This is a genomic window from Caballeronia sp. AZ1_KS37 (assembly GCF_023631165.1).
GTDB lineage: Bacteria > Pseudomonadota > Gammaproteobacteria > Burkholderiales > Burkholderiaceae > Caballeronia > Caballeronia zhejiangensis.
Map to the genome: position 1 here is coordinate 49,941 of NZ_JALQDP010000016.1, position 25,973 is coordinate 75,913.

Here is a 25,973-nt window from a genome sequence, read left to right on the forward strand (position 1 = left end):
AGATAAGGGAATCAGCGTTCTTCGATGCGTCCGTGCTGAAAGGTCAGCACGCGATTGCACATCTTCTCGACGAGACTCGGCGAGTGCGAAGCCAATACGAGGATCGACGAGTTTTCCACGACCTTGTCGAGACGCTCGGCCGCCTTCTCGTTGAACGCGGCATCGCCGACCGACAGCCATTCGTCCATTAGCACAATATCGGCGTGAATCGAAGTCGACACCGCGAAGGCGAGACGCAGCAGCATGCCGCTCGAATACGTCCGCACGGGCATGTTGAGGAAATCTTCGCCGAGTTCGCTGAATTCAGCGATCTCATCGAGCTTGCGTTCGATCTCGCTGGGCTTGATGCCCATCATGATGCCGCGCAGGAAGATGTTCTCGTAGCCCGTTGCTTCGTGGTCCATGCCGAGAGAGAGGTCGATCAGCGACACGATCCGGCCGCGCACTTCCAGTGAGCCGCCGACGGGCGGGTACACGCCGGCGAGAACACGCAGCATCGTGGTCTTGCCTGCGCCGTTGTGGCCGACAAGTCCTATCCGATCACCGGGCCGGAACTCGAAGGAGACGTCGTCGAGCGCGCGCACCGTCACGCGCTTGGCGGCGTCCGCGGCTACGCGCCCGCCCGTGGTAGCGCGCATCAGCGACTTGCGCAGTGAACGGTGCGACGCGTTATAAATCGGAAATTCGACGACGACGTTCTGCGCGCGAATGTATGAGTCACTCATCGTAGAATCACAGCCAGTATGCGATGCGGTCACGGAAACGTCCTTGCAGCGCGATGCCGATCACAAGAAGTACAAAGGTGGTCGCGAGCGACCAGATCCACGAATCCAACGGAAAGTAACCGTTGATGATAGGCGCCCGCACAATCTCGATGAGATGCGCGAATGGATTGTACTGCGCCACCCATTGATGCTTTTCGCCGAGCGCCTCCGGGCGCCAGATGATCGGCGTCACGTAGAAAAGCACCATCGTCGCATTCTGGATGATCATCGGCATGTCGCGAAAACGCGTGCAAAACACGCTCACAATCATCGAAATGGCCAGCATGGCGATCGTGCCCAGAAGTAGTCCGGGGAGGGCGAACAACGCATGCCACGTCAGACTCGGGCCGAGCAGGCCGACGACGATCACGATGATCACGCAGTTGTGCCCGAGAATGATCAGGTTGCGCATCAGAATGCGCAACAGATACACGCCCATCGGAAAACGAATCTGTTTGATCGTCGATTCAAACTGCGTGAAACTCGTGCACGCCTCGTTGATTTGTGCGGCGTAGAACGTCCACACGACGTTGCCAATCGCAAAGAATGGCAGAAAGGACTTTACGTCGTTCTTGAAGAGCACGGACCACAGCACGCCCATCGTACCGATCATGATGCCGGTGGAGAGCGTGACCCAGAACGGTCCGAGAATCGAGCGGCGATAGCGCTGCCGTATGTCATACCAGGCGAGCAGCGCCCAGAGATGCGGGTTGGCGAGCGCGTCCCCGAGATCGCGCAGACCCTTGAAGCGGTTGATTGAGGTTGTGTTCATACCTGCTTGCAAAAATTTAGCCCACTATTGTAGCCGAATGCGTTTCCGCCAAAACGCCGCCCGGCGCATCGGATCCGGGTTGACGCGCCAGCGGCACGCCGCGTTCAGCGTGGCTCGCGAAGCGCTTCCATCATGCCTCGGCACATTGCGCCCGCCCTCTCGCCCCTCGGTGGCACGAACAGTAATTGCAGCACGAAAAGTCTCACGAGTCTGCGCGCCCAGAAACGCTTCCAGGGCTTAGCCACGCCCGCCTTGCGAATCAGCCGGATGGAATTCCGGAAATAGAAGTAATCGCGACGCGGGCTGTGCACGGCGAGTTGACGCTGCCCGAGAAACCAGAAAGAAACGGTTTCATCGCCGATAGCGTGCTCCAGACGCGCCTGCGGCACGCACCAGAACGCAAAGCCAGCCCGCTTTGCACGCAGACACCATTCGATATCGACCTGATCCACGAAATACGCTTCATTCAGCGGTCCCACGGCGTCGAAGGCCGCGACGGAGACAAGCGTTCCGGACGCGATCAGATATTCGCACGGCGCCGGTTGGGATGGCATAGGGACGAACCGCACGGCGTCATCGATGATTTGCGGCAGCGGCGCGGCCATTCCCGATTGCCTGTCGACGATCGCAGGTCCAACCGCACCAACCGCGATCCCGGAACGGGCCAGCGTGTCGGCCGCCATGCCAAGTTCGGTGACCATTCGCTTGTCGGGCACGCTGTCGTGATCGAGCAGCAGCACGTCGGTCGCATTCAGCGACTTGGCCAATCCGATGCCGCGATTCTGCGCTGCCGCGACGCCGACATTGTTCGGGAGGGCGTGCAGCATCGCCCGTCCGTCGCACAAGCTCGTGATTTGCCGAAGCAAATCGGCGCGGGAGCCGTTGTCGATCACGATGATGGCGTCGACCTGGGGCCGCGTCGCCGCGAGCAAGGCTTCGAAAGTGCGGGGATCGGGGTCCATCGTCACCACGACGGCGACGATCGCGCGCGTTGCGCCCGCCTCGCTCATACGCTCGCCGCGTGCTGCGCAATGAGCGCGAGAATGCGCTCGGCGCGGCGCGCGTAGGTGTGATCGGCGAGCGCGCGCCGCTGCGCCGCGCCTGCGATCGAAGCGGCTTTGCCGGGATCATCGCGAAGCATTTCCACGTGTCGACGCAATTCCGTGGGCGAATCGAAAAGCAGGATTTCGCCGGCATCCGGATCGAAATAGTCGTAGATTTCCAGACCTTCGACGAACATGCATTGCACTGTGCCCGCCATCGCCGCTTCGAAGGTGCGCGGTCCGGGCGTCGGCGCATCGAGACTGAAGCGCGCATTGGCAAGATCGAAACGTCGGCCGATATTCAGCGTGATGACCGAGCTCGCGTAATAGTCGGGCAACAGGCGATTTTCTACGCGCTCGTTGCGCGCGAACGTGATCTCCGCCGGCCACTCGGCGCCGAGCACTTCGACGTTCACGCCCGCCAAGGCCGGTGCGCAGTCGCGTAGCAGTCCCACGCGGTTCGGGAAGCCGACGCCGCAGAAGAAGACGTCGCGATCCTTCAACGGACGCGGCGCGCGATAGTGATCGCTCCTGCTCGCACCCAACGGTACGTGATAAACGCGTGGATGCTGATAGTGCGTGACGGCCCAGCGGTCGTTCGAGAAGATGACGTCCGCGATGTGCAGAATCTTGTAATTGAAGTCGAACTCGTAAGGATCGTCGTGCAGCCAGAACGCGAGGCAGGCCCCGGTGCGCAGACAATAGTTTTTCAGTCCGTGATAGACGCTTACCGCAGGCATGCACGATCCGAACACAAGCACGAGTTGCGGTGCGAATTCTTCCGCACAGAATTCGGCGGCTTCGAGCGACGTCACGCGAACGGCCGCCGCGCCCATCAGTTCACTGAAACCTTCCGCGACGTAGCCACGCAATTGCGCGTTGTTGTTGATCGAATCAGGCGAAGCGCTGCATACCAGCACACGTTCTATCGTGTCCATAAGATCCTTTTTGCATGTTTTGCCAGGAGCTTCGCCGTATTCTTGAAGCCATGCGTTGCGTAATAGGCGTGTACGTTGCGCAGCTTCGAGCGCCGAAGCTCGTTCATGATCTGCTTGGGCATGACGGCCGACGCGATGGACTGCAACGACGACGCCTGGGTCGCAGGCAGTCGAGGAGCGGCTCCGCTCTGAAACCATGATGTCGATTGCAACACGATCCCGAGCTCCGCGATGCCTTCCGCGCGTACATCGGCGGAAGACCGAGCGGAATGCGACAGATTGCGGAGATGCCGCTGGTAGTGCTCCTTCAGCGCGGCAACATGGGGCGTGAGCGTCGGATAAAGAACACCTGGCTGTTGCGCGTCTATGTTCGCCTTCAGGCCAGCCAGCCGCACTCGATCTTCCGCGAGCAGCCGGATAGCATTGATGAGATCGCCTTCCGCACCGACACGAATCTTCATCCCATTGACGCGATTCCTCACTCGCTCGCCGAGTGCGCCGATATCGGAGACGATCGGCACGATGCCGTTCTGCCACGCCTCGGACAAGGTCAGACAGTACGTCTCTGGCCAGATGGACACATGCACCGACACATCGCATTGGAGCAGTTCGGCGGGAAGCTGATTCGCGGAATAGGTACCGTGCACGAAGACGTTCGGAAATCTTGCCTTGTCGGCCAGATAAGCGTAGTCGTCGTCGAGGCGGCCGAACACATGAAATTCCACATGCGCGGTCGCTAATGCTGCGGCAGCGGGGGCGAACAGGTCACCACCCTTTCCCACCGTCACGTTGCCGAGCAGCGCCACGTTCAGCGGCTTGCCGGCTTGCTTCACTGTTCGCGACGAGCGCGAACTGACCGTGTCGTCGTCGAGAATAGGTACCGGCAGTACATGAACGCCGGCATGCTGACGCACCGCAGGGTAAATGGTGCGAACCAGATTACGCCCGCCTTCCGTGTTGAAGAAGATGAGATCCGACGCTTCGAGCACGCCGTTCCAGAACGCGCGCCGCGCCGCTTGCGATCCGGGCAGAATCTGGCGCTTCTTCCACAGGCACAGGTCGCACTGCGCCAGCGAAACGTCGGGTGCGCCGCAGAATTCGCCCTTGAACGAGATCAACTGATACTCGTTACAAACGGGCAAATAATCATGAATCGTCATCGCGGTCGGAATGCCGAGCGAACGTGCGACATGCACGAGCGAAGGTGGATGCCCGATGAAATGCTGGAAGTGGACGAAGTCGACCTTGCGTTCGATGAGCATCGCACGGAAAGCCTTTTCCCGTTCCGGCGACGACAGCATTTGCACCGCGTACGGCTCTGCGAACGTGTAGCGCTTGAGCAGCTCGTAGTTGTGGTCGAGCAGGAGTGCGTCCCAATGCTCGCCCGCGTCTCCGCGAACAAAGAACAGGATGTCGAAGTCGTCGCCGAGTTGCGTGCGCAAGCGGTCCAGATAGATCTCAACGCCACCGAAATCGCCCCGCGCCACGTAGTTGTGACTGACGAACAGAAGCGTCTTGCGTGCCACCTTCGATTCGACTGGCAACGCGGGCGTATCATGGGCAAGCGGCCGCGACGGAAGGCTGGCGGCTTCCTCCAGCATCGTTGCCACGCGGCGGTCGTAGGTGTGATCGCGCAATGCGCGTTCTCGGGCCGCGCTCGCGATCTGGTCGCGATAGCCGCGATCGTTGATGACATCCGATGCCTTGCTAAGGAAGTCCTTCGCATCGGAGAAGAGCACGATCTCACGGCCCGGCTCGAACGCCTGCGCAGCCTCCGCGAGCGATTCCTGAACCAGTTGCACGCCGCCCGCAAGCGCCGCTTCGAACAAGCGCGGCGGCGGCGTTTCCGCGAACTCCTTGTTACCCGAGGCCGAAAACACGCGCGGCAGCAAGATGGTGATTGCGGAACGGTTGACGAAGCGCCCGAAGTCCGGCGGCGAAGTGCGCCATGTGATCAGGCTCTCTGGCAGATCGACGTTGCGCGGCGGCAAATGCTCATTAACCGGCAGCGCAAGCTTGAAGCGCCACTCGGCAGGCATATCGCCGAGTATCGAACGAACGAACGCAGTGCGGTTGGGCCACGCCGTGCCCGCGAAAAAAAGGTCGTAACGCAACGGCTTCTCAGCGGGAAGCACCGGAAGACTGTGAAATTCGATGGCGCCCGCGAGCGGCAGATGACGTCCCTTCGAACCGTATTCGGCGACACTCGAGGAATCGTTGGTGAAAACAAGGTCGAAGATTGCGGCATTGCGCTTGTTGATCGAGATTTCGTAGGGATCTTCGGTCACCCAGAGAATCGACCGTCCGCACGCGTGTGCGAGCCGGTTGCACAAGACGGCGTCGAGTTCTTCTCCATCGAATGCGATGAAGAGATCACACTGATTGCGATAAGCCAGTTCGATCGCATCCAGCGCATCCGCTTTGATCACGAATTCGACTTGGCCCGAGCGCGCAAGCGCCTCGCGCAGTGCAATGCAAATATAGTGATTGGGGTTACGAAACTTGGTGTCGAGTAGCAAGACCCGATATTTACGATTTTTCATGTTGTTCCAGATGATCGCGCTCGAGTGCCGAATCGGTTTCATTGACCGGCAACTGTCTGTTCGATTACCCTTAGGCCGAACTATTCACTCGGATCTAGTCACTTGTCTCGCCGCACTGCCGCCGTCATTGTCACATATGAGCCCGAGCCCGAAGCGCTGGCCCGACTGATTCAGTCGCTCTCCCCGCAGGTACGAACGATATATATCGTTGACAATGCATCGACGAATATCGAGCATTGGCAACACCAGCTTCCTTCGACCGATTGCCGCGTCATCCGCATGACGAGCAACGAAGGCATCGCCGCCGCGCTGAACCGCGGGCTGGTCGCCGCAGAAGCCGAAGCCGACCTCGACTTCTGCGCCATCTTCGATCAGGACAGCGCGCCTTCGGACCGGATGATCGAATCCCTCGAACAGCATCATGACCGTCTCTCACAGCGGGGGCCGGTCGCGCAAATTGGCCCATATTTCTTTGAACACAATCGCGGCATCTTTCTGCCGTTCATCGAATTCAAGCTCGGCATTCCAAGACGCAAACGCGATCCCGGCAACGGCACGTGGACGACCGCCGATTATCTGATCTCCTCCGGGGCGCTCCTGTCGCTCGATGCGCTGAAGGAGATCGGCAACATGGACGAATCGCTCTTCATTGATTACGTCGACATTGAATGGGGACTGCGCGCTCGGGCGGCCGGCTTTCAGAGTTACGGCGCGTTCGACGTGCGTATGGAACACCGCATCGGCGAAGAGGCGCTGGACGTTGCAGGTTTCCGGCTTGCCGTGCATAAGCCGGTGCGCCGCTACTACTACTATCGCAACGCCGTGCTGCTGTGCCGACGTCCATATATTTCGCTCGCGTGGAAAATCAGCGAAATGACGCGGCTCGGCATCAAGTTCCTCATTTTCAGCACGATGTCCAAACGCCGCCGGGAAGACTTCGTCATGATGACGCGAGGCATTCGTGACGGGTTGCGCGGCATAACCGGCAAGTATCAGTGAACCGGGCGCACCGCACCGTACATGTGCAGTGCGCCCTTCGAACTCGCGGCATCAACGCTCCGCGAGACAGAGCCGCAAGGCGTCGTCCCATTGCGGAACCTTTAACCCGAACGCGGCTTCCAGCTTGCCACACGACATACGGGAGTTGGCGGGCCGTTTCGCCGGCGTAGCGTACTCGCTTGCGGGAATCGGCTCGACAGAGGGCTTCTTTTCGAGTGCGGACGTATCAAAAATCGCGCGTGCAAAGTCAGCCCACGTCGTCGATCCTCCCGCGCACAAGTGATACACGCCCGACTTGGCGCGCCACCAGTCATTCCCCTCGATCCCGCCTTGCGCCGCGATGTGCGCGACGAGCGTTGCTATTGTCTTGCTCCAGGTGGGCGCGCCATGCTGATCGCCCACGATGCGCAGGGACGGTTTGTCCGCTGCAAGGCGGAGCATAGTCAGCAAGAAGTTCTTGCCGCGCAGGCCGTAGACCCAGCTCGTGCGCAGCACCAGCGATGCGCAGCCGACCTGAGCGATCGCCTGTTCGCCGGCGAGCTTGCTCGAGCCATACACATTCTGAGGATTCGTCGCGTCGGTTTCGACGTATGCGCCGGCTTTGGTACCGTCGAAAACGTAATCGGTCGAGAAATGCACAAGTGCCGCACCAAGGCTGCGCGCTTCCTCGGCGATGACACCGGGCGCTTCGCCATTGATCCGCATGGCGAGGTCCACTTCCTGTTCCGCCTGATCCACCGCTGTGTACGCGGCCGGATTCACGATCAAGGCCGGCTTCGACTCGCGGATCACCCGGCGAATCTGATCGAGATCGGACAGATCGAACTGCTGCCGATCCAGCGCTACCACCCGTCCCAGCCCCTGTAGCGAACGCGCCAGTTCGAACCCAACCTGGCCGTTGACGCCTGTGACAAGAATGTTGCGTTCCATCGTCATGCGAGCCTCACGCGAATACTTCGGCTTCCGACAGCTTCTTCCCCGCCGCGTCCTTCGCCGCGAGCATCGGCTCGAAATCGATCGGCCATTCGATGCCGATCTCCTTGTCGTTCCACACGATGCTGCGTTCGAACTCGGGAAACCAGTAGTCCGTCGTCTTGTAGAGGAACTGCGCCGCATCCGACAGCACGACGAAACCGTGCGCAAACCCCGGCGGCACCCACAATTGCCGATGATTCTCCGCCGACAGATTCACGCCCACCCACTTGCCAAAGTTCGGCGAACTCTTGCGGACGTCGACGGCGACATCGAACACTTCGCCTTCCACCACGCGCACGAGTTTGCCCTGCGCGTGCTGAATCTGATAATGCAGACCGCGCAGCACGCCCTTCGCTGAGCGCGAGTGGTTGTCCTGCACGAATTCGACGCCCGCCTCGACGTGCTCGGCAAACTCGCGAGCGTTGAAGCTTTCATAGAAATACCCGCGCGCATCGCCGAACACCTTCGGCTCGATGATCTTGACTTCGGGCAGCGCCGTAGCGGTTACTTGGATGGCCATGCGACTTGGTCCTTCGGAAGATTGAGCAGATATTGACCGTAGGCGTTCTTCGAAAGGGGCTTCGCGAGTTCGAGCAGTTGCTCGTCGCCGATCCACTTCTTGCGATACGCGATTTCCTCGGGACACGCCACCACCAGCCCCTGACGCTTCTGCAACGTCGCGATGAACGTGGCCGCGTCGATCAGCGAATCGTGCGTACCGGTGTCGAGCCACGCATAGCCACGCCCCATGATTTCGACATTGAGCCGCTTCTCCGCCAGATAGCGAGAGTTCACATCCGTAATTTCGAGTTCGCCGCGCGGGGACGGCTTGATATCCGCCGCGATGTCGCACACCTGATTGTCGTAGAAGTAAAGACCCGTCACCGCGTAGTTCGAGCGGGGCTTCGCGGGCTTTTCTTCGATCGACAGCGCTCTGAATTGCTGATCGAACTCGACCACGCCATAACGCTCGGGATCCTGCACGTGATAGGCGAACACCGTTGCGCCATCGGTACGGGCACTGGCCGCGTCCAACTGCTTGACGAGATCGTGTCCGTAGAAGATGTTGTCGCCGAGAATCAACGCCGACGGATCATTGCCAACGAATTCCCGCCCGATGATGAACGCCTGCGCAAGCCCGTCCGGCGACGGCTGCACCGCGTACTGAATGTTCATGCCCCACTGGCTGCCGTCGCCGAGCATCGACTCGAAGCGCGGCGTGTCTTGCGGTGTCGAGATGATAAGCACATCGCGGATGCCGGCGATCATCAGCGTCGACAGCGGGTAGTAGATCATCGGCTTGTCGTAGACCGGCAGAAGCTGCTTCGACACCGCGTGCGTGATCGGGTAGAGCCGCGTGCCGGAACCGCCGGCCAGAATAATGCCCTTGCGCGCCATGATTCAGCCCCTCACGCGCGCTGCGCGTAGTTCGTCTCGACCCATTTCCGGTAGTCGCCGGAAGCCACTTCGTCGGCCCACGCCTGGTTGTCCAGATACCACTGAACCGTCTTCGCAAGACCCGTCTCGAAGGTCTCCGCAGGCTTCCAGCCGAGTTCGCGCTCGAGCTTGCGCGCGTCGATGGCGTAGCGGCGGTCGTGGCCCGGACGGTCCTTTACATATGTGATCTGATCGCGATACGAACCGCTCGACTTCGGCTTCGCGCGGTCGAGCAAGTCACACAGCGTGTGCACGACTTCGAGATTCTTTTTCTCGTTCCAGCCGCCGACGTTATACGTCTCGCCGGGCACGCCGCGTGCGAGCACCTCACGGATCGCGGAGCAGTGATCGCCCACGTACAGCCAATCGCGCACGTTCTGGCCATCGCCGTAGACCGGCAGCGGCTTGCCGCCGAGCGCGTTGGCGATCATCAGCGGAATCAGCTTTTCAGGGAATTGATACGGACCGTAATTGTTCGAGCAATTCGTGGTCAGGACCGGCAGTCCGTACGTGTGGTGATACGCGCGAACGAGATGGTCGGAGCCGGCCTTGGTCGCGGAATACGGGCTGTTCGGCGCGTACGGCGTGGTCTCGGAGAACTGCGGATCGGTGGCCGACAGCGAGCCGTACACTTCGTCGGTCGATACGTGCAGGAAGCGGAACGCCTGCTTCTCGTCTTCGGGCAGCTTGCTCCAGTACATCCGCGCGGCTTCGAGCAGCGTGAACGTGCCGACGACGTTCGTCTGCACGAAATCGGCCGGGCCGTGGATCGAGCGATCGACGTGGCTCTCGGCGGCGAAGTGCAGAATGGCGCGCGGCTTGTGCTTGGCCAGCAGCGCATCGATCGCGGCGCGGTCGCAAATATCGGCGCGCTCGAAGATGTGGCGGGGATCGTCCTTCAGAGACTTGAGCGTTCCCAGATTGCCCGCATACGTCAGCTTGTCGACGTTGAGCACGGGTTCGTCCGAACCATTGAGCCAATCCAGCACAAAATTGGCGCCGATGAAACCGGCGCCGCCCGTCACGAGAATCATACGTGGCCCTCTTTATAGCTTTCCGTCGGGTTATTACGCCGCGCGAAAGCTCGAATATGCGAAAAAATTGCGACAGTTGCGGTGGATGAAAGCACAATCGGAAGATATGACCGATTTTCGTCCATTCCCGCCCCGGTTTGGTCAACCCCGAATTATAAGGCTCCGCCACTCGAAAACTACACGGATAACAACTTGATACAGCTTGCGATTTATGGTTGCACAGGTGGCAGTAGGTAATGCCAGCCTGTGCATCCGTCGGATGAAGACACAGTGTTTGCCCGCTGTTCCATAATCTTCGCTCACCCGGATTTCCTCTTAGAAGCCTGACAACAAGTCTCCCAGATGACCATCGCCACCTCCCCCGCTCCCCTCGTCTTCGGCGATCTCCAGGGCTGCTGCGATCCCTTCCAGCGCCTCCTCAAAAAAGCCGCGCCATCACCCGACACACCGCTCTGGTTCGCGGGCGATCTCATCAACCGTGGTCCGAAGTCCTTGCAGACCTTGCGCGAGATCATCGCCCTCGGCTCGCGCGCAACTGTCGTGCTTGGCAATCACGATCTGAATCTGCTCTCCGTCGCCGCTAGCCTGCGCAAGCCGAAAAAAGGCGACACGCTCGATGAAATCCTCGAAGCGCCCGACGCCGCCGATCTCATCGAGTGGGTGCGTCACAAGCCGGTCGCGCACTTCGAAAACAATGTGCTGATGGTTCACGCGGGCGTGTTGCCGCAATGGGACGCGACGATGACGATGGAACTCGCGCACGAGCTCGAGCAAGCGCTGCGCGCACCGAACTGGAAGGAAACGCTCGCGTCGCTCTACGGCAACGAGCCGCATCGCTGGGACGATTCACTGAAAGGCGCCGACCGGCTGCGCGTGATCTATAACGCGTTGTCGCGCATCCGCTTCTGCACACCCGAAGGCGCGATGGAGTTCGCCAACAACGGCGGCCCCGACGCGGCGCCGCCCGGTTACATGCCGTGGTTCGACGTGCCGGACCGCCGCACGCAGGACGTGACGATCGTCTTCGGCCACTGGGCCGCGCTCGGTCTCATGATCCGCGACGACGTTCTCTGCCTCGATTCGGGCTGCGTGTGGGGCAACAAGCTGTCGGCGGTGCGCCTGACGGCCGATCCCGCGCAGCGCGTCGTCACGCAGGTGAGCTGCTCGATGAAGAAGTGAGCGGCACTTCCGTCATCGCATCGGCGGCGGGCAGGCCACGCATCCGCTGAAGTGCGGCGTCGACGGAAGCCTGCGCCTCGCTCGCGAGCAACCGCCGGTCCGCGCCCGGTGCGAGCGGATCGCACACGTAAAGATGCGCGGTGAGCGGCCGCGCGCGCAAGAGCGCATCGAGCGAATCGTTGAGCGACATATCGCCGATATACGCCGGCGCGGTCGATTGCCTTCCTTGCGCATCCTCGTACATCAGGCAGATCGGCTGCACCGGGCACGACGCCGACACCGCCGCCTGAAACATGTTCGCGTGAAAGGGCAGCAGCGCTTGCCCGTCCGAGGTCGTGCCTTCCGGAAAGACGCACATCTTTTCGCCAGCAAGCAGACGATCCGCGAGCTCGTGCATGATGCGCTTCGCGTCGCTGCGCTTCTCGCGCTGCACGAACACCGTATCCAGTTGATGCGCAAGCCAGCCGACCACCGGCCATTTGCGGATCTCCGCCTTCGACACGAACGGCGTCGGACGCCACGCGTTGATGACGTAGATATCGATCCACGAGATGTGATTGCCGACGACGAGCACGCCGCTATCGAGCCGCGCCTCGTCGTTATGCACGACGAGCTTCATCCCCGACAGCCGCAGCATTTCGAGCGACCACAGTCGGTTCATCTCGGCGCGTTCGGCCGCCGACGCGCGGGCAAAGCGCGTCGCGACGATCCACATGCCGTACAACAGATGCGCGACGAGCCGAAGCTTGCGCCATGCGAAGCGCATGTTCAGCGGCTCTCGTAAGCGACGTGACCGCCGACCACCGTCGCACGCACGCGCGCCGGCAATTCGTAGCCACGAAACGGCGTGTTGCGGCCCTGGCTCTTCAGCTTCAGCGGATCGACGCGCCATTCGCTCGCCGCATCGAACACGCACAGATCGGCGAGCGCGCCCGTCGCAATGCGGCCGGCGGGGAGCTTCAGCACGTCGGCGGGCGCGGACGTGATGCGCGACAGCGCCTTCGCGAGCGGCACGTTCGCTTCGCGCGCCCACTTCACCGTCAGCGACAGCAGCAATTCGAGGCCGGTCGCGCCGGGCGTCGCTTCGGCGAAGGGCAGCAGCTTTTCGTCGTCGTCGAGCGGCGTGTGATCGGAGCAGATCGCGTCGATGGTGCCGTCGGCGAGACCCGCGCGGATCGCATCGCGGTCGCGTTGCTGACGCAGCGGCGGATCGAGGCGAAATTGCGAATCGAAATAGCCGATGTCGATATCTGTCAGATGCACGTGATTGATGGTCACGTCGCACGACACGGCGATTCCTTCGGCTTTCGCCGCGCGCACGAGCGCGACGCCCGCCGCCGACGACAGATGCGACAAATGCACGCGCGCGCCCGTCACGCGCATCAGTTCGAAGATGGTATGCAGCGCGATCGTTTCCGCCGACACCGGCACGCCCGACAGCCCCAGCCGCGACGCCACCGCGCCGCTCGCCGCCACGCCGCCCTTCGACATGTACGCATCCTGCGGACGCAGCCACGCGGTATAGCCGTACGTGGTCGCGTACTGCAGCGCGCGTTGCAGCGTGCGCGTATCGACGATCGGGTTATCCGCCTGCGAAAAGCCGACGCAGCCCGCTTCGGTCAGCTCGACCATCTCGGTGATGGTCTCGCCCTTGAGCCCGACCGTCAGCGCGCCGAGCGGATACACATGCGCGAGATGCAGTTTCTGCGCGCGAAACTTGAGCATTTCGACAAGACCGGGTTCGTCGAGCGTCGGATCGGTGTCGGGCGGGCACACGAGACTCGTCACGCCGCCCGCCATCGCGGCGGCCATCTCGGATTCGAGCGTCGCCTTGTGTTCGAAGCCCGGTTCGCGCAGACGCGCCGACAAATCGACGAAACCCGGCGCGACGTAAAGCCCCGAAGCGTCGATGACCTTGGCCGCGTTGAAATCCGCGGGCGCCTCGCCGATGCCGACGATCCTGCCCGCCGCGATGAACACGTCCCTGCGCTCTTCCGTGCCGACCGCCGGATCGATGATCGTGCCGTTCTGAATCTGGATCTTCATGTCGTCTTTGTCAGTCAGTGTTGCCGGCCACGATGCCCATCACCGCCATGCGCACGGCGATGCCGAAAGTCACCTGATTCAGGATGACCGACTGCGGGCCGTCGGCCACTTGCGAGTCGATTTCCACGCCGCGATTCATCGGGCCGGGATGCATGACGATCGCATCGGGCGCGGCGAGCGCGAGACGCTCGGGCGTCAATCCCCAGCTCTTGAAGTACTCCTGCGCGGACGGCAAGAGCGCGCCGCTCATGCGCTCGTTCTGCAGGCGCAGCATGATGATGACGTCGACGCCCTTCAGCCCTTCGTCGAGATTGTGATAGACGTGCACGCCCATCTGATCGAGATTGCCCGGCAACAGCGTGCGCGGTCCGATCGCGCGCACTTCGGGCACGCCGAGCGTCGTCAGCGCGTGAATGTCGGAGCGCGCGACGCGCGAATGCAGGATGTCGCCGACGATCGCCACGCGCAGCTTCGTGAAGTCGCGCTTGTAATGGCGGATCGTGTACATGTCGAGCAGGCCCTGCGTCGGATGCGCGTGACGGCCATCGCCCGCATTGATGACGTGCACGTGCGGCGCGCAATGCTCGGCGATCAGATACGGCGCGCCGCTCGATGCGTGACGCACGACGAACATGTCGGCGTGCATCGCGGAGAGATTGTTGATCGTGTCGAGCAGCGATTCACCTTTGCTCGTCGACGATGCGTTGATGTTCAGATTCAGCACGTCGGCCGAAAGACGCTTCGCCGCGATCTCGAACGTGGTGCGCGTGCGTGTCGAGTTCTCGAAGAAGAGATTGAACACCGACTTGCCGCGCAAAAGCGGCACCTTCTTCACTTCGCGATCGGTCACGCTGACGAACTGCTCGGCGGTATCGAGGATGTGCGTGACGATCGAGCGCGGCAATCCTTCGATGCTCAACAGGTGCTTCAGCTCGCCGTTCTTCGTCAGCTGCGGATTGCCCTTGAGAAAGCCGTAGCGAAAGGTGTCGGGCGCGGCGGCGCCTTCGGTGGCGGTATTCATGTCGATCCCGGATGTACTTTGAAAAGACGTCGAAGCGCTCGCTTCAGCTGGCGCGCGCTTCCGTCCTGAAGTCGAATGCGCCGTCTTCGCGACGCGCGAGCACGAGATTCTGATTCGCGGGCACATCGAGCGTCGCGCCGGTGAAACGCGCGCCGATCGGCATTTCGCGCCCGCCGCGATCGGCGAGCACCGCGAGATCGATCGATGCCGGACGGCCATAGTCGTACAGCTCGTTGATCGCCGCGCGCACGGTGCGCCCCGTGGACAGCACGTCGTCGACCAGGATGATGCGGCGGCCGTTCACATCGAAGGGGAGCGAGGTCGGGCTCGCCTGGCTGTGCAGGCCTTTCTTCGCGTAGTCGTCGCGATGCAGCGCCACGTTCACCACGCCGAAGCGCGGCGCGTTCAGATCCTTCGCGAGCCGCTCGGCAAGCCACACGCCGCCGCTGAAAATGCCCGCGAGCACGGCGCCGTCGGGCGCGGCGAGCGATTGTCCGTAGGCAGCGCGAATCTGGTCGACGAGCGCGCGATACAGCGCCTCGGCGTCAATGGAACTCATGATCGTCGGCAAGTCCGTCGAGATATTGTTGAAGGATGACGCGCGCGGCTTCGGCGTCGATTTCGTCGAAGCGGCCCCGCGCATTGGCGCGCACGCCGCGCTCGCGCAAATCGGCTTTGGCGTCGACGGACGAGTAGCGCTCGTCCACCCATTGCACCGGCACGTTGAAACGTCCGTTCACCTGATTGCCGAAGCGCTTGGCGAGCGCGCTCATTTCGTGCGGCGTGCCGTCGGGATGCATTGGCATGCCGACGACGATGGCGTCGGGCTTCCACTCGTCGAGCAGTTTGCCCACTTCGACGAAGCGATATTCGCGATTGCGGTTTTCCAGCGTGACGAGCGCGCGCGCGTGGCGGGTGAGCGTATTGCCGACGGCGACACCAATGCGTTTCTCGCCGTAATCGAATGCCAGCAGCGTGGCTTCGCGGCTCATGCGTGCCCTGCTTCGCCGGACAACATCGAGCGCGACACGCCGAGCAGCGAGAGCGCCGCTTCGAGGCGGTCTTCGGCGGGTACGTCGAAGATGATGCGCGGATCGGCTTCGACGGTCAGCCAGCCGTTCTTCGAGATTTCCTCTTCGAGCTGGCCCGCGCCCCAGCCGGCATGACCGAGCGTGAGCAGGAAGCGCTCGGGGCCCTTGCCGCTCGCGACTGCTTCGAGCACGTCCTTCGACGTGGTCATGGCAAGGCCGCCGGGCACGCTCATTGACGAGCTATAGGGTTCGCCCTCGCCCGCTTCGTGCAGCACGAAGCCACGCTCCGTCTGCACGGGACCGCCGAAATAAACGGGCAAATGGACGAGCGGCTCGATTTCGAGCTTGAGATCGATGCGATTGAAGAGCGATTGAAGGTCGATGTCGGTCGGCCGGTTGATGACGAGACCGAGCGCGCCCTTCTCCGTGTGATCGCAAAGGTAGACCACCGTTCCTGAAAACGTCGGATCGGCCATGTTGGGCATGGCGATCAGGAACTGATTCGTCAAATTGATGCGATCGGAAGTCTTGGACATAATTCAGAATTTTAACAAAGGCGCTGCGAGATGGCCGACTTTGATGTGGGTCTGGTCTGGTTTCGGCGGGATCTGCGCGCGGCAGACAATGCTGCACTCTATCACGCGCTTACAAGGTGCCGTCGGGTGCTGTGCGCCTTCGTTTTCGATCGCGATATTCTCGCGCCGCTCGACAAAAAAGACCGGCGCGTGCCGTTCATTCACGCGAGCGTCGTCGAGCTGGATCGCACGCTGCGCGAGGCGGGCGGCGCGTTGATCGTGCGGCACGGGCACCCCGTGCACGATATTCCTTCGCTCGCACGCGAATGCGGCGCGAACGCCGTGTTCGTCAATCGCGATTACGAGCCGGCGGCGAAGGCGCGCGACGAAGCCGTCGCGCAGAAGCTCGCGAGTCAGGACATCGCGTTCTTCTCTTTCAAGGATCAGGCCGTCTTCGATCACGACGATGTGATGACAGGCGCCGCAAAGCCCTACACCGTCTTCACGCCGTACAAGCGCAAGTGGCTCGCGACGCTCACGCCCGATGCGCTTGCGCCCTACGCATCCGAAGAACATCTGGACGCGCTCGCGAAGCCGCCGTCGAACGTGAAGCATGCGATTCCATCGCTCGATGCGCTCGGTTTCGGCGATGCACCCGCGCCTGCGTTTCCCGCCGGCACGCGCGGCGCCTATGAGCTCTTCGACGATTTCCGGGACCGCATGATCGACTACAGCCGCACGCGCGATTTCCCCGCGCTAAAAGGGCCGAGCTATCTCGGCGTTCATCTGCGGCACGGCACGATGTCGATCCGCGCGCTCGCCCGCAGCGCCCACGATGCGCAGCGTCACGGCGACAAGGGCGCCGAAACGTGGCTAGGCGAGCTGATCTGGCGCGAGTTCTATTTCTCCGTGCTGCACCATTTTCCGCACGTCGGCGTGGCTGGCGATCATCGCGCGTTCAAGCCGGAGTACGACCGCATCGGCTGGGAAACGGGCGATGCCGCCGACGCGAATTTCGCCGCGTGGTGCGCGGGTCAGACGGGCTATCCGCTCGTCGATGCGGCGATGCGGCAGATCAACGCGTCGGGATACATGCATAACCGTCTGCGCATGGTCGTGGCGAGCTTTCTGACAAAGGATCTCGGCATCGACTGGCGACGCGGCGAGGCGTACTTCGAAGCGCATCTGAACGACTTCGAGCTCTCGAACAACAACGGCGGATGGCAATGGGCCGCGTCGAGCGGCTGCGATGCGCAACCGTACTTTCGCATCTTCAACCCGGTCACGCAGTCACGGAAATTCGATTCGGCGGGCAAGTTCATCCGTCATTACGTGCCAGAGATCGCGGCTCTTTCCGATCGCGATATCCACGCGCCGTGGCTTGCAAAACCGGATGCGCTGAAAGCGGCGAAGATCTCGCTCGGCGCGGATTATCCGCAGCCGATCGTCGATCACGAAGCCGCCAGAAAACGCACGCTCATGCGTTATGACGTCGTGCGCGCGCCGGGCCCGAAGCAGCTTCCGCCCGACGACGACGGCGAAGACTAGCGCGCAAACGGCGCAGGTTTTTCGATCATCGACGTCAGCGCGACGATCGATCCGCGCCCTTCCGAAGGCGCAATGCCGGCCGCCGCCTGATGCAGCATCGAACGCAGCATTTGCGCGGCGCGCTCGGGCACGGTCGCGTCGATGTCGCGTGTCGCGCCTTCGGCGCCATCGGCGTGCGTTTCGCCGTGATGCGCGACGCGCCGCCACGCGAGGCCGAGCGTATCCGCCAAGAGCGCGACATGCCCGAGGCCCAGCGCGCAAGCCGCCGCGCCCAGCCGATGCGACGCGTCCGCCGCCGACAGCGCCGCCGCTTCGTCGACCATGCCGGTTTCGTTCGCCTGCGTGCCGCGCTCGACGAGCGCGTCGATCGACGTTTCCGCGCTCTGCAGGAAGTCCTCGTAAGCACTCGCGTTCACGCGCAGCACGCCGAGATCGCGCGTCGCGGCGTCGCGCGAGGCTTCCTCGCCCGCCTGCGCGGCGCTCTCTTCCCACGCCGCTTCCGATTCGGGCGTCGCGGCGACGTGCCACGCGACCGTCAGGCCGTAATCGCGCAAAACATCGACGTGGTCGGCATCTTCCGGCCGCGCGCCGTACAGCGCGAAATCGCGCCACAGCAGCGCGAGCGTCGCACGCACGAGCGAGCGCGGCGCGTACGACAGCGCGTGCGCCTGATCCGCCAGCACGAGGTTGAAGCGCGCGTAGAGACGCTTGACGTCGGCGATGTAGTCCAGCTCGCCGCCGGTGCGCTGCGCGCGCTCGCGTAGCGCCACGACCGCCGACGACGCGAGCCGCCAGAAATCGTAGGGATCCGGGCCGCGCAGTTCGTCGAGGCAGGCGTCGAGGCGCGCGAAGGTGTCGGCGGAGCCTTCGGCCGGTCCGCGCAAGAGTTTCAGCAACGTTTCCTCATAGCGCGCCCGCGTATGCGCGAGCCGCTCGGGCGCGATGCCGCGCAGCGTCGCCGGCGCGATCGCGCGGCCCGCGAGGGCGAGGTCATCGTAGGAAACCGGCGCGATGCGCGTATGCGATGCAAGCAACGCATGCAGGCCGCGATAGTGATCGAAGAGCGCCGTCGAGCACGAGAGTTCGCGCAGATTGCGCCGCTCGACCGCGCCGCGAAAAACCGCGATCGCATCGGCGATGCGTGCGTGGCTACCTTCCGATTCCTCGCCGAGCGGCGCGACGAGCGTCAGCGCCTCGGCGAAGCGCTGCGCGGGAAGCCACCCCGCCGAATGCAGCGCGGCGATCGCGCGCTTGAGCGCCGCCCCGGTTTCGCCCTGACGCTGGAACGCGTGCAGCGCGTCGGTCAGCGCCATTTCTGCGAGTCGCACCGATCCGCCGCGCGGATTGGGCAAGGCTTCGTACGGAACGGGCAGATCGGGACGAGATGTCATAACAAGCGCTCACAAGCCGGTTCGCGGGCGCGGCGATGGAAGGCCGCCGTCACCCGCCGTTTAAATGCGTCATCGACAGGCGGGAGACGGCGTCGCCGCGCCTGCTTCAAGCGTATGCCTTAACGGGCCAGTGCGGGAACCGAACCTGCAAAGGCTTTTCGCATCTTTGTTCGCCAACGTCGCGCGACGCCGGAATCGCCCCAACGAACTCATCTGACGCTGCAAAATCCGAAAAATCGGACGGGCCGCCCGACGGCGGCCCATGCGCGGCACGCGCCGTAGCGACGTACGCGGTCCGCAAAAAACGCGCGCCGCATGACGCGAGTCATGCGGCGCGGCAGAACGACAAGATCAGATCTGGACCATCTCGAAATCTTCCTTGCGGGCTCCGCATTCGGGACAGGTCCAGTTGATCGGAACGTCCTCCCAGCGCGTGCCCGGCGCGATGCCCTCGTCAGGCAATCCCGCCTCCTCGTCGTAGATCCAGCCGCAGATCAGGCACATCCAGCTTCTGTATTCCATACTTATGCCGAGTCGATTGGTCGTTTAAAAATAGGACATGATGGTACCGTGTTGCCGTGCCGATGCCTAGCAAGCCGCCCGCCTGCGGTGCGCGCATCGTGACATGGGTCGAAACGGCCGTCACGCCGGGTCCGGTGAAGAAGGCTAGCGCACCGGAAAAAAGTGCGCAAAGAAACATTCCTGGCGGCGTTAGGCCGCATAATCAGACATGACCGAGCGGGCATTCGCTCACGCGCCGAGGCGCGCACGAGTTCGCTTAGAGCCGATCGTCCATCCAAGCAATCCAATACCATAATGTCCGTTTTTGCCATGACCGGCGATTCCCCACCGATCGTACTCACCTTCGGCCTTTCCGATCCCACGGGCGGCTCCGGCCTGCAGGCCGACTTGCTGACGCTCGCCAGCATGGGCTGTCACGGCGCGACCGTGCTGACGGGCTACGCGGTGCGCGACTCCGCGACCTGCGATGAAGTGACGGGCCTCGATCCGGACACCGTCGCGACCCAGGCGCGCATGTTGCTAGAGGACATGCCGATCGCCGCCTTCAAGATCGGCGCGGCGACGCGCGCGGAGCTCGTGTCCGCCATCGCCGAAGTCGTCTCCGATTACGACGACGTGCCGCTGATCCTCGCGCCCGATTTCACGCTCGACGACGAACACGTCCTGTCCGCCGATGAACTGCGCGAATCGCTCGCCGATCTGCTCGTGCCGCAGACCACCATGCTGATTGCCGATCACGCCACGCTACTGCAACTCGCGCAGCCCGACAGCGACGCGGAATCGCCGACGCTCGATTCCGCGATTTCCCACATTTTGGCGCAGGGCTGCGAGTACGTGCTCGCGATGGAAACCGGCACGCATCGTCACGTCAACACGCTCTACAGCGAAGAAGGGCTCGTGCGACAGGATACGTGGGAGCGCAGCGTGCAACGCATCATGGGCCTGACCGATACGCTCGGCTCGGCGGTCGCCGCCCTGCTCGCCAACGGTCAGGAACCTGCCGAGGCCGCGCGTGAGGCGCAAGAGTATGTGTTTCAGGCCGCGCGCGCCGCGTTCCGGCCCGGCATGGGCGCGTATCTGCCGGATCGCTTTTTCTGGGCGCGCTCGAACGATGCAGACGAAGAAGGCGACGCATCCGCGCTGCCCGACGATCCAACGGGATTGCCCGGAGAAGCCCGACACTGACACACAACAAGAAGGGAGGCGACGCGAGCGCATGCCATACCGACTGCCCCATCTGCACAAGCCCGGCCCGCAAGGCGCGATCCGCATCGGCTGCGCGGGCTGGGGCCTGTCGAGCGGTGTCTCCGCGAGCTTTCCGCATGAAGGCACTCATCTCGAACGCTACTCGCACGTTCTGACGTGCGTCGAGATCAACTCCAGTTTCTACAAGCCGCATCGCGAGCAGACCTACGCGAACTGGGCGCACAGCGTGCCCGAGTCATTCCGGTTCTCGGTCAAGCTGCCGAAGGCGATCACGCACGACGCGCGTCTCGTCGATATCGAATCGCTGCTCGACGACTTTCTCCGCGCGGCCGGCCAACTCGGCGACAAGCTCGGATGCTGGCTCGTGCAATTGCCGCCGAGCCTGCCGTTCGATCACGACATCGCCGACGCGTTTTTCAAGGCGCTGCGCGAGCGCACGACGTTGCCGGTCGCGTGCGAGGCGCGCGAACATAGCTGGTTCACGACGCACGCGGCAGCGTTGCTGAAGTCGCATCGCATTGCATACGTCGACGCCGACCCGATTCCCGACGAATGCGAGATCAAGCATCGCGCGGACGCATCGCTCGTGTATGTGCGGCTGCACGGCTCGCCCGAGTTATACAGGTCTTCGTACGACTACACGTATCTCGACGAACTCGCGCGCACGCTGCACAACCGCGCGAAGAAGACGGCCGAAGTCTGGTGCATCTTCGACAACACCGCCGAGGGCCACGCGCAGCCCAACGCGCTGCATCTGATGGAGCGGCTGCGGATTCATCACAAGGTCTGAAGTTCTTTTTGGAGGCTTCCTCAGATGCTCAAGCTGCTTGCGGCCACGCTCGCCGCGTCTTGCATTTTCACGGCCACGCCGGCACACGCTCAGAACGCCACGCCCGCCGGCGATGGCACGTTCCTGCTGACGATCTTCCTCAGGCACGACGAATCGAAGACGCTGCCCCAGATCAATCAGCAGTTGAAGGAGCAAGGCTACTTCAAGCAGTTTCCGCCGCCGGGCGTCGAAGTGGTGTCGTGGTACGTGATGATGGGAATCGGTCAGGTCGTCACGTTGCGCGTACCCGCCGACCGGTTGCGCGAAGTCAACCGCGCGATCGAAAGCACCGCATGGGGCGGATATCGGACGGAGTTCTATCCGACGTACGACTACAAGGCCGCCGCGCAGAAGTTGCGCGAGGAAATGAACAAATAGTCCGGACGAAAAAAAACCCGCATCGCTGCGGGTTTCTTCTTTCGGCATGACGCGGGCCTCTTTCGAAGCCCGCGCCGATGTAATCGGCTTTCGCCAGATTACATGTCCATGCCCATGCCGCCCATGCCGCCGGGCATGCCGCCAGGCATCGGAGCATCTTCCTTCGGCAGTTCGGCGACAGCTGCGTCGGTCGTCAGCAGCAGGCCAGCCACCGATGCCGCGTTTTGCAGCGCCGTGCGCGTCACCTTCGTCGGGTCGACGACACCGGCTTCCACCAGGTCACTGTACTCGCCGGTTGCCGCGTTATAGCCGTAGTTGCCCGTACCTTGAGCAACTGCTGCCACCACGACCGAAGCTTCTTCGCCGCCGTTCGTGACGATCTGGCGCAGCGGCTCTTCCATTGCGCGCAGGACGATCTTGATACCGGCGTCCTGGTCTGCGTTCGCGCCCTTCAGGCCGTCGATCGCCTTGCGTGCGCGGATCAGCGCAACGCCGCCGCCTGCCACGATGCCTTCTTCCACAGCTGCGCGCGTTGCGTGCAGTGCGTCTTCGACGCGTGCCTTCTTTTCCTTCATTTCGACTTCGGTCGCAGCGCCGACCTTGATCACCGCAACGCCGCCGGCCAGCTTGGCCACGCGCTCTTGCAGCTTTTCACGGTCGTAGTCCGACGTCGCTTCTTCGATCTGCTTGCGCACTTGCTTCACGCGAGCTTCGATGTTCACGGCTTCGCCAGCGCCGTCGATGATCGTCGTGTTTTCCTTGCCCACTTCGATGCGCTTCGCCTGGCCCAGTTCAGCCAGCGTTGCCTTCTCGAGCGTCAGGCCGGTTTCTTCCGCGACCACTTGACCGCCGGTCAGGATCGCGATGTCTTCCAGCATGGCCTTGCGGCGGTCGCCGAAGCCCGGAGCCTTGACAGCAACCGTCTTCAGGATGCCGCGGATGTTGTTGACGACCAGCGTAGCCAGCGCTTCGCCTTCGACGTCTTCAGCGATGATCAGCAGCGGACGGCCAGCCTTCGCGACTTGTTCCAGAACCGGCAGCAGATCGCGGATGTTCGAAACCTTCTTGTCGTGCAGCAGCACGAACGGGTTTTCGAGGACGGCGACTTGCTTGTCCGGGTTGTTGATGAAGTAGGGCGACAGGTAGCCGCGGTCGAATTGCATACCTTCGACGACGTCCAGCTCGTCTTGCAGCGACTTGCCGTCTTCGACGGTGATGACGCCTTCCTTGCCGACCTTGTCCATCGCTTCAGCGATGCGCTCGCCGATCGACGTGTCGCTGTTCGCCGAGATCGAGCCGACTTGCGCGATTTCCTTGTTCGTCGTGCAGGGCTTGCTGATCTTGCGCAGTTCTTCGATTGCTGCAGCCACGGCCTTGTCGATGCCGCGCTTCAGGTCCATCGGGTTCATGCCCGATGCGACGTACTTCATGCCTTCGCGAACGATGGATTGCGCGAGCACGGTAGCGGTCGTGGTGCCGTCACCTGCGTTGTCGCTGGTCTTGGAAGCAACTTCCTTGACCATTTGCGCGCCCATGTTCTGGAGCTTGTCCTTCAGTTCGATTTCCTTCGCGACCGACACACCGTCCTTCGTGACCGTCGGACCGCCGAAAGAGCGCTCGAGCACGACGTTGCGGCCCTTCGGACCCAGCGTGACCTTGACCGCGTTGGCCAGAATGTTCACGCCTTCGACCATCTTGGCGCGTGCGGAATCGCCAAAGGTGACTTCTTTAGCTGCCATATCCAAACTCCTTGATTCGATTCGGTTTGCTGGCTTCGCTGCGGCGCTCGGAGGAGCGGCTCAGGCAGACGAAGCCGAACGTGCAGGAAGGATGCTTACTTGACCAGAACGGCCATGATGTCTTCTTCGCGCATGACGAGCAGTTCCTGCCCGTCGACCTTGACGGTCTGGCCAGCGTACTTGCCGAACAGAACACGGTCGCCGACCTTCACGTCGAGGGCGATTTGCGCGCCCTTGTCATCGCGCTTGCCCGGGCCGATGGCCAGGACTTCGCCTTGATCCGGCTTCTCAGCGGCTGCTTCAGGGATCACGATGCCCGATGCGGTCTTGGTTTCCTGGTCCAGACGTTTGACGATGACGCGATCGTGCAAAGGACGAAGGTTCATACACACTCCTCTCTTGATTGAGACTGAAAACGCGGGAAAACCCGTCCTTTGAGAAGGATCTCGCCGGACGGCAATCTTGTTAGCACTCTCGTGCAGTGAGTGCCAATTATATGGAGCGACTTTGACAATTTCAAGGACGCAAAGGCCGGGAAAACGCTTAAGCAGCTTGACTCTTGAAAAACGGCACTGCGTCCATAAGCGGAAAATCGGATCAATGGAAACCAAAAACCGATTGACAGAATTAATGCCGATTCGACAAAAGTGATTTCGTCGGATTAGGGTTTTTCCTAGGTCGTCCGGAGCCTAGACTGCATCTCAACGACGAAGCAACGGAAAGACACACACTCCGCTGCGACGTTCCTTAAAACAGCATCCGGAGGTCATCATGTTCAAGTTCAAATCAATCGTTCCCGCCATCGCCATTGCAGCCGTACTCGCCGCGCCGGCTTTCGCGCAAGCGCGCGAAGACGGCCCTGCCACCCGTGCGCAAGTGCGCGCCGAGCTCGTCCAGCTCGAACGCGCCGGCTACAAGCCGATGGCCGATCAAGCCACGTATCCCGCCGAGATTCAGGCTGCCGAAGCGCGCGTGGCCGCGCAACAAAGCGCATCGAACGCGTCGTTTGGCGGCGTGAGCGATGGCGCGTCGGCATCGGGGAAACCGGCGCGCGTCGGCTTTTTGAGCCGTATCGTCCGTCCCGCCGCCGATGCCAATCCGGTCGACTTCAATCGCCCGTAAGCGAAACGCAAAGCGGCGCGCGACGCCGCATCCGACGAAGCCCGGCCTCGCATGCCGGGCTTTTCGCTTGCTGAAGGAACTAAGACCGATGCTTTTTCGTCGGTGATACCGCTGGCACTACAATCTTCACCTGCCTCCCTTCGTTCCTCTCGCTCTCCGTCTTAAGCCGCTCATGTCATCTCTCGCATCGTCGCGTCTCGTGTTCGTGTCGCTCGCGCTGACCGCCCTTGTCGGGTGCGGCGGCCGCGCCGCCACCACGCCGAGCTATCAGCAGGAGCTGTTCAGCACCGGCGTGAGCCCGTTCGCGCACAATTTCGACGCCACCGTCAACGAAACCTGCGAGGCCGCGCGCCGCGCGCTGCTGTCGCAAGGGTTTCTCACGACGATGGGCCAGCCCGACACCGTCGACGCGACCAAGAATTTCCAGCCGAGCGCCGAAACGCACGTCGTCGTCTCGTTCCACGTCGTTTGCACGCCCGGCGAAAACGCGACGAACCAAAGCATCGCGTACGTGAACGCCGTGCAGGACGGCTATGCGCTCAAGAAGAGCGACACGTCCGCGAGCGTGGGCTTGAGCGTGCTCGGCTCGCTGTCGCTGCCGATCCGCTCGAACAGCGACGCGATGGTCAAGATTTCCAGCGAGACCGTGCCCGCCGGCAAGTTCTATGACCGCTTCTTCGGTCTGATGGGCCACTATCTGAACACGGTGCCGCGCAGCGCGCCCGTCGCCGGCGACGAAGTGAAAAGCAAGCCGCTCGCGCCGTCGATCATCGTGAGCTCGCCCGAGCTGACGCCGACGCCGATCGTCGTGCAGGCGCCCGCCGCCGCGACCGCGATCCAGAGGCCGAATGCCGATGCGGCTGCGGCTGCGGCTGGCGCATCGGAAGTCCCGGCGGCGTCGGCGGCCGCAGTGCCCGCGGCCACCGTGACGCACTGAACCG

The 25,973-nt window shown here is 62.4% G+C and carries 27 protein-coding genes; 8 read left to right on the forward strand and 19 right to left on the reverse strand.

What is annotated here, in order from left to right:
* Positions 1–11: 11 nt before the first annotated feature.
* From NCS00_RS11215 to NCS00_RS11235, 5 genes are all read right to left on the reverse strand, one after another.
* Complete coding sequence (locus tag NCS00_RS11215; protein WP_250440118.1) at positions 12–725, reverse strand: ABC transporter ATP-binding protein; 714 nt, start codon at positions 723–725, stop codon at positions 12–14.
* 7 nt (positions 726–732) lie between these two features.
* Positions 733–1,536 carry an ABC transporter permease gene (locus NCS00_RS11220; RefSeq protein WP_250440120.1) on the reverse strand — a complete coding sequence of 268 codons (804 nt, stop codon included), beginning with the start codon at positions 1,534–1,536 and terminating at the stop codon, positions 733–735.
* 104 nt (positions 1,537–1,640) lie between these two features.
* On the reverse strand, positions 1,641–2,498 hold the full coding sequence (locus NCS00_RS11225) for a glycosyltransferase family 2 protein (RefSeq protein ID WP_250440175.1): 858 nt from the start codon (positions 2,496–2,498) through the stop codon (positions 1,641–1,643).
* A gap of 44 nt (positions 2,499–2,542) precedes the next feature.
* Positions 2,543–3,517, reverse strand: a complete 975-nt coding sequence (locus NCS00_RS11230) for a CgeB family protein (RefSeq protein ID WP_250440122.1) — start codon at positions 3,515–3,517, stop codon at positions 2,543–2,545.
* Positions 3,505–6,060, reverse strand: coding sequence for a glycosyltransferase family protein (locus tag NCS00_RS11235; RefSeq protein WP_250440124.1), 2,556 nt, complete (start codon positions 6,058–6,060; stop codon positions 3,505–3,507). The genes NCS00_RS11230 and NCS00_RS11235 overlap by 13 nt, the downstream gene beginning before the upstream one ends.
* Before the next feature lie 102 nt (positions 6,061–6,162).
* Between NCS00_RS11235 and NCS00_RS11240 the strand changes: the two genes are divergently transcribed.
* Positions 6,163–7,059: a glycosyltransferase family 2 protein gene (locus NCS00_RS11240; RefSeq protein WP_250440126.1), complete on the forward strand. Its 897-nt coding sequence runs from the start codon at positions 6,163–6,165 to the stop codon at positions 7,057–7,059.
* A gap of 51 nt (positions 7,060–7,110) precedes the next feature.
* Here the strand turns inward: NCS00_RS11240 and rfbD are convergent, their stop codons facing one another.
* From rfbD to rfbB, 4 genes are read right to left on the reverse strand one after another with little or no spacing between them, the layout of a single operon-like run.
* A complete protein-coding gene (gene rfbD / locus NCS00_RS11245; RefSeq protein WP_250440128.1) occupies positions 7,111–7,995 on the reverse strand; it encodes a dTDP-4-dehydrorhamnose reductase in 885 nt (294 codons plus the stop codon).
* 7 nt (positions 7,996–8,002) lie between these two features.
* Positions 8,003–8,554, reverse strand: a complete 552-nt coding sequence (gene rfbC, locus NCS00_RS11250) for a dTDP-4-dehydrorhamnose 3,5-epimerase (RefSeq protein WP_250440130.1) — start codon at positions 8,552–8,554, stop codon at positions 8,003–8,005.
* On the reverse strand, positions 8,539–9,432 hold the full coding sequence (gene rfbA / locus NCS00_RS11255; protein ID WP_250435059.1) for a glucose-1-phosphate thymidylyltransferase RfbA: 894 nt from the start codon (positions 9,430–9,432) through the stop codon (positions 8,539–8,541). Before rfbA ends, rfbC begins: the two co-directional genes overlap by 16 nt.
* 11 nt (positions 9,433–9,443) lie before the next feature.
* Positions 9,444–10,505, reverse strand: coding sequence for a dTDP-glucose 4,6-dehydratase (rfbB, locus tag NCS00_RS11260; RefSeq protein WP_250440132.1), 1,062 nt, complete (start codon positions 10,503–10,505; stop codon positions 9,444–9,446).
* 342 nt (positions 10,506–10,847) lie between these two features.
* On the opposite strand from rfbB, the gene NCS00_RS11265 reads away from it, so the two are divergent.
* On the forward strand, positions 10,848–11,684 hold the full coding sequence (locus NCS00_RS11265) for a symmetrical bis(5'-nucleosyl)-tetraphosphatase (RefSeq protein ID WP_250440134.1): 837 nt from the start codon (positions 10,848–10,850) through the stop codon (positions 11,682–11,684).
* Here the strand turns inward: NCS00_RS11265 and NCS00_RS11270 are convergent.
* From NCS00_RS11270 to NCS00_RS11295, 6 genes are read right to left on the reverse strand one after another with little or no spacing between them, the layout of a single operon-like run.
* Positions 11,653–12,450, reverse strand: a complete 798-nt coding sequence (locus tag NCS00_RS11270; RefSeq protein WP_250440135.1) for a lysophospholipid acyltransferase family protein — start codon at positions 12,448–12,450, stop codon at positions 11,653–11,655. The genes NCS00_RS11265 and NCS00_RS11270 overlap by 32 nt on opposite strands.
* Positions 12,451–12,452: 2 nt before the next feature.
* Positions 12,453–13,730, reverse strand: a complete 1,278-nt coding sequence (locus NCS00_RS11275; protein ID WP_250440136.1) for a dihydroorotase — start codon at positions 13,728–13,730, stop codon at positions 12,453–12,455.
* A 10-nt stretch (positions 13,731–13,740) separates the two neighbouring features.
* Positions 13,741–14,751, reverse strand: coding sequence for an aspartate carbamoyltransferase catalytic subunit (locus tag NCS00_RS11280; protein ID WP_008342662.1), 1,011 nt, complete (start codon positions 14,749–14,751; stop codon positions 13,741–13,743).
* A gap of 43 nt (positions 14,752–14,794) precedes the next feature.
* Positions 14,795–15,310 carry a bifunctional pyr operon transcriptional regulator/uracil phosphoribosyltransferase PyrR gene (gene pyrR / locus NCS00_RS11285; protein ID WP_239295077.1) on the reverse strand — a complete coding sequence of 172 codons (516 nt, stop codon included), beginning with the start codon at positions 15,308–15,310 and terminating at the stop codon, positions 14,795–14,797.
* Complete coding sequence (ruvX, locus tag NCS00_RS11290; protein WP_244807555.1) at positions 15,297–15,743, reverse strand: Holliday junction resolvase RuvX; 447 nt, start codon at positions 15,741–15,743, stop codon at positions 15,297–15,299. Before ruvX ends, pyrR begins: the two co-directional genes overlap by 14 nt.
* Positions 15,740–16,318: a YqgE/AlgH family protein gene (locus NCS00_RS11295; protein ID WP_008342667.1), complete on the reverse strand. Its 579-nt coding sequence runs from the start codon at positions 16,316–16,318 to the stop codon at positions 15,740–15,742. The genes ruvX and NCS00_RS11295 overlap by 4 nt, the downstream gene beginning before the upstream one ends.
* 30 nt (positions 16,319–16,348) lie before the next feature.
* On the opposite strand from NCS00_RS11295, the gene NCS00_RS11300 reads away from it, so the two are divergent.
* Complete coding sequence (locus NCS00_RS11300) at positions 16,349–17,845, forward strand: cryptochrome/photolyase family protein (RefSeq protein WP_239295079.1); 1,497 nt, start codon at positions 16,349–16,351, stop codon at positions 17,843–17,845.
* Here the strand turns inward: NCS00_RS11300 and NCS00_RS11305 are convergent.
* Positions 17,842–19,236 carry a hypothetical protein gene (locus NCS00_RS11305; RefSeq protein WP_250440137.1) on the reverse strand — a complete coding sequence of 465 codons (1,395 nt, stop codon included), beginning with the start codon at positions 19,234–19,236 and terminating at the stop codon, positions 17,842–17,844. The two genes, NCS00_RS11300 and NCS00_RS11305, sit on opposite strands and share 4 nt — an antisense overlap.
* A gap of 351 nt (positions 19,237–19,587) precedes the next feature.
* Positions 19,588–19,758 (reverse strand): rubredoxin, encoded by a 171-nt coding sequence (locus tag NCS00_RS11310; RefSeq protein ID WP_008342674.1) that lies wholly within the window; start codon positions 19,756–19,758, stop codon positions 19,588–19,590.
* Between the two features lie 309 nt (positions 19,759–20,067).
* Between NCS00_RS11310 and thiD the strand changes: the two genes are divergently transcribed.
* The 3 genes from thiD to NCS00_RS11325 are packed head-to-tail and all read left to right on the forward strand — an operon-like array spanning position 20,068 to position 22,171.
* Positions 20,068–20,943, forward strand: a complete 876-nt coding sequence (thiD, locus tag NCS00_RS11315) for a bifunctional hydroxymethylpyrimidine kinase/phosphomethylpyrimidine kinase (RefSeq protein ID WP_034471621.1) — start codon at positions 20,068–20,070, stop codon at positions 20,941–20,943.
* A gap of 31 nt (positions 20,944–20,974) precedes the next feature.
* Entirely contained in the window at positions 20,975–21,754 is a 780-nt protein-coding gene (locus NCS00_RS11320) for a DUF72 domain-containing protein (protein ID WP_250440138.1), read from the forward strand.
* A 24-nt stretch (positions 21,755–21,778) separates the two neighbouring features.
* Positions 21,779–22,171 (forward strand): hypothetical protein, encoded by a 393-nt coding sequence (locus NCS00_RS11325; protein WP_250440139.1) that lies wholly within the window; start codon positions 21,779–21,781, stop codon positions 22,169–22,171.
* A 98-nt stretch (positions 22,172–22,269) separates the two neighbouring features.
* Here the strand turns inward: NCS00_RS11325 and groL are convergent, their stop codons facing one another.
* Positions 22,270–23,910: a chaperonin GroEL gene (groL, locus tag NCS00_RS11330; RefSeq protein ID WP_250440140.1), complete on the reverse strand. Its 1,641-nt coding sequence runs from the start codon at positions 23,908–23,910 to the stop codon at positions 22,270–22,272.
* Between the two features lie 95 nt (positions 23,911–24,005).
* A complete protein-coding gene (locus NCS00_RS11335; protein WP_006999126.1) occupies positions 24,006–24,296 on the reverse strand; it encodes a co-chaperone GroES in 291 nt (96 codons plus the stop codon).
* A 385-nt stretch (positions 24,297–24,681) separates the two neighbouring features.
* On the opposite strand from NCS00_RS11335, the gene NCS00_RS11340 reads away from it, so the two are divergent.
* Together NCS00_RS11340 and NCS00_RS11345 are read left to right on the forward strand one after the other, a co-directional pair.
* On the forward strand, positions 24,682–25,032 hold the full coding sequence (locus NCS00_RS11340; protein ID WP_034471613.1) for a DUF4148 domain-containing protein: 351 nt from the start codon (positions 24,682–24,684) through the stop codon (positions 25,030–25,032).
* 172 nt (positions 25,033–25,204) lie between these two features.
* Positions 25,205–25,969: a DUF2242 domain-containing protein gene (locus NCS00_RS11345; protein ID WP_250440141.1), complete on the forward strand. Its 765-nt coding sequence runs from the start codon at positions 25,205–25,207 to the stop codon at positions 25,967–25,969.
* Positions 25,970–25,973 lie beyond the last annotated feature (4 nt).

What these genes read in the sequence shown, in the direction of transcription:
- NCS00_RS11215 (WP_250440118.1), bottom strand. Translation starts at nt 725, where the DNA reads ATGAGTGACTCATACATTCGCGCGCAGAACGTCGTCGTCGAATTTCCG.
- NCS00_RS11220 (WP_250440120.1), bottom strand. Translation starts at nt 1,536, where the DNA reads ATGAACACAACCTCAATCAACCGCTTCAAGGGTCTGCGCGATCTCGGG.
- NCS00_RS11225 (WP_250440175.1), bottom strand. Translation starts at nt 2,498, where the DNA reads ATGGACCCCGATCCCCGCACTTTCGAAGCCTTGCTCGCGGCGACGCGG.
- NCS00_RS11230 (WP_250440122.1), bottom strand. Translation starts at nt 3,517, where the DNA reads ATGGACACGATAGAACGTGTGCTGGTATGCAGCGCTTCGCCTGATTCG.
- NCS00_RS11235 (WP_250440124.1), bottom strand. Translation starts at nt 6,060, where the DNA reads ATGAAAAATCGTAAATATCGGGTCTTGCTACTCGACACCAAGTTTCGT.
- rfbD (WP_250440128.1), bottom strand. Translation starts at nt 7,995, where the DNA reads ATGACGATGGAACGCAACATTCTTGTCACAGGCGTCAACGGCCAGGTT.
- rfbC (WP_250440130.1), bottom strand. Translation starts at nt 8,554, where the DNA reads ATGGCCATCCAAGTAACCGCTACGGCGCTGCCCGAAGTCAAGATCATC.
- rfbA (WP_250435059.1), bottom strand. Translation starts at nt 9,432, where the DNA reads ATGGCGCGCAAGGGCATTATTCTGGCCGGCGGTTCCGGCACGCGGCTC.
- rfbB (WP_250440132.1), bottom strand. Translation starts at nt 10,505, where the DNA reads ATGATTCTCGTGACGGGCGGCGCCGGTTTCATCGGCGCCAATTTTGTG.
- NCS00_RS11265 (WP_250440134.1), top strand. Translation starts at nt 10,848, where the DNA reads ATGACCATCGCCACCTCCCCCGCTCCCCTCGTCTTCGGCGATCTCCAG.
- NCS00_RS11270 (WP_250440135.1), bottom strand. Translation starts at nt 12,450, where the DNA reads ATGCGCTTCGCATGGCGCAAGCTTCGGCTCGTCGCGCATCTGTTGTAC.
- NCS00_RS11275 (WP_250440136.1), bottom strand. Translation starts at nt 13,730, where the DNA reads ATGAAGATCCAGATTCAGAACGGCACGATCATCGATCCGGCGGTCGGC.
- NCS00_RS11280 (WP_008342662.1), bottom strand. Translation starts at nt 14,751, where the DNA reads ATGAATACCGCCACCGAAGGCGCCGCCGCGCCCGACACCTTTCGCTAC.
- pyrR (WP_239295077.1), bottom strand. Translation starts at nt 15,310, where the DNA reads ATGAGTTCCATTGACGCCGAGGCGCTGTATCGCGCGCTCGTCGACCAG.
- ruvX (WP_244807555.1), bottom strand. Translation starts at nt 15,743, where the DNA reads ATGAGCCGCGAAGCCACGCTGCTGGCATTCGATTACGGCGAGAAACGC.
- NCS00_RS11295 (WP_008342667.1), bottom strand. Translation starts at nt 16,318, where the DNA reads ATGTCCAAGACTTCCGATCGCATCAATTTGACGAATCAGTTCCTGATC.
- NCS00_RS11300 (WP_239295079.1), top strand. Translation starts at nt 16,349, where the DNA reads ATGGCCGACTTTGATGTGGGTCTGGTCTGGTTTCGGCGGGATCTGCGC.
- NCS00_RS11305 (WP_250440137.1), bottom strand. Translation starts at nt 19,236, where the DNA reads ATGACATCTCGTCCCGATCTGCCCGTTCCGTACGAAGCCTTGCCCAAT.
- NCS00_RS11310 (WP_008342674.1), bottom strand. Translation starts at nt 19,758, where the DNA reads ATGGAATACAGAAGCTGGATGTGCCTGATCTGCGGCTGGATCTACGAC.
- thiD (WP_034471621.1), top strand. Translation starts at nt 20,068, where the DNA reads ATGACCGGCGATTCCCCACCGATCGTACTCACCTTCGGCCTTTCCGAT.
- NCS00_RS11320 (WP_250440138.1), top strand. Translation starts at nt 20,975, where the DNA reads ATGCCATACCGACTGCCCCATCTGCACAAGCCCGGCCCGCAAGGCGCG.
- NCS00_RS11325 (WP_250440139.1), top strand. Translation starts at nt 21,779, where the DNA reads ATGCTCAAGCTGCTTGCGGCCACGCTCGCCGCGTCTTGCATTTTCACG.
- groL (WP_250440140.1), bottom strand. Translation starts at nt 23,910, where the DNA reads ATGGCAGCTAAAGAAGTCACCTTTGGCGATTCCGCACGCGCCAAGATG.
- NCS00_RS11335 (WP_006999126.1), bottom strand. Translation starts at nt 24,296, where the DNA reads ATGAACCTTCGTCCTTTGCACGATCGCGTCATCGTCAAACGTCTGGAC.
- NCS00_RS11340 (WP_034471613.1), top strand. Translation starts at nt 24,682, where the DNA reads ATGTTCAAGTTCAAATCAATCGTTCCCGCCATCGCCATTGCAGCCGTA.
- NCS00_RS11345 (WP_250440141.1), top strand. Translation starts at nt 25,205, where the DNA reads ATGTCATCTCTCGCATCGTCGCGTCTCGTGTTCGTGTCGCTCGCGCTG.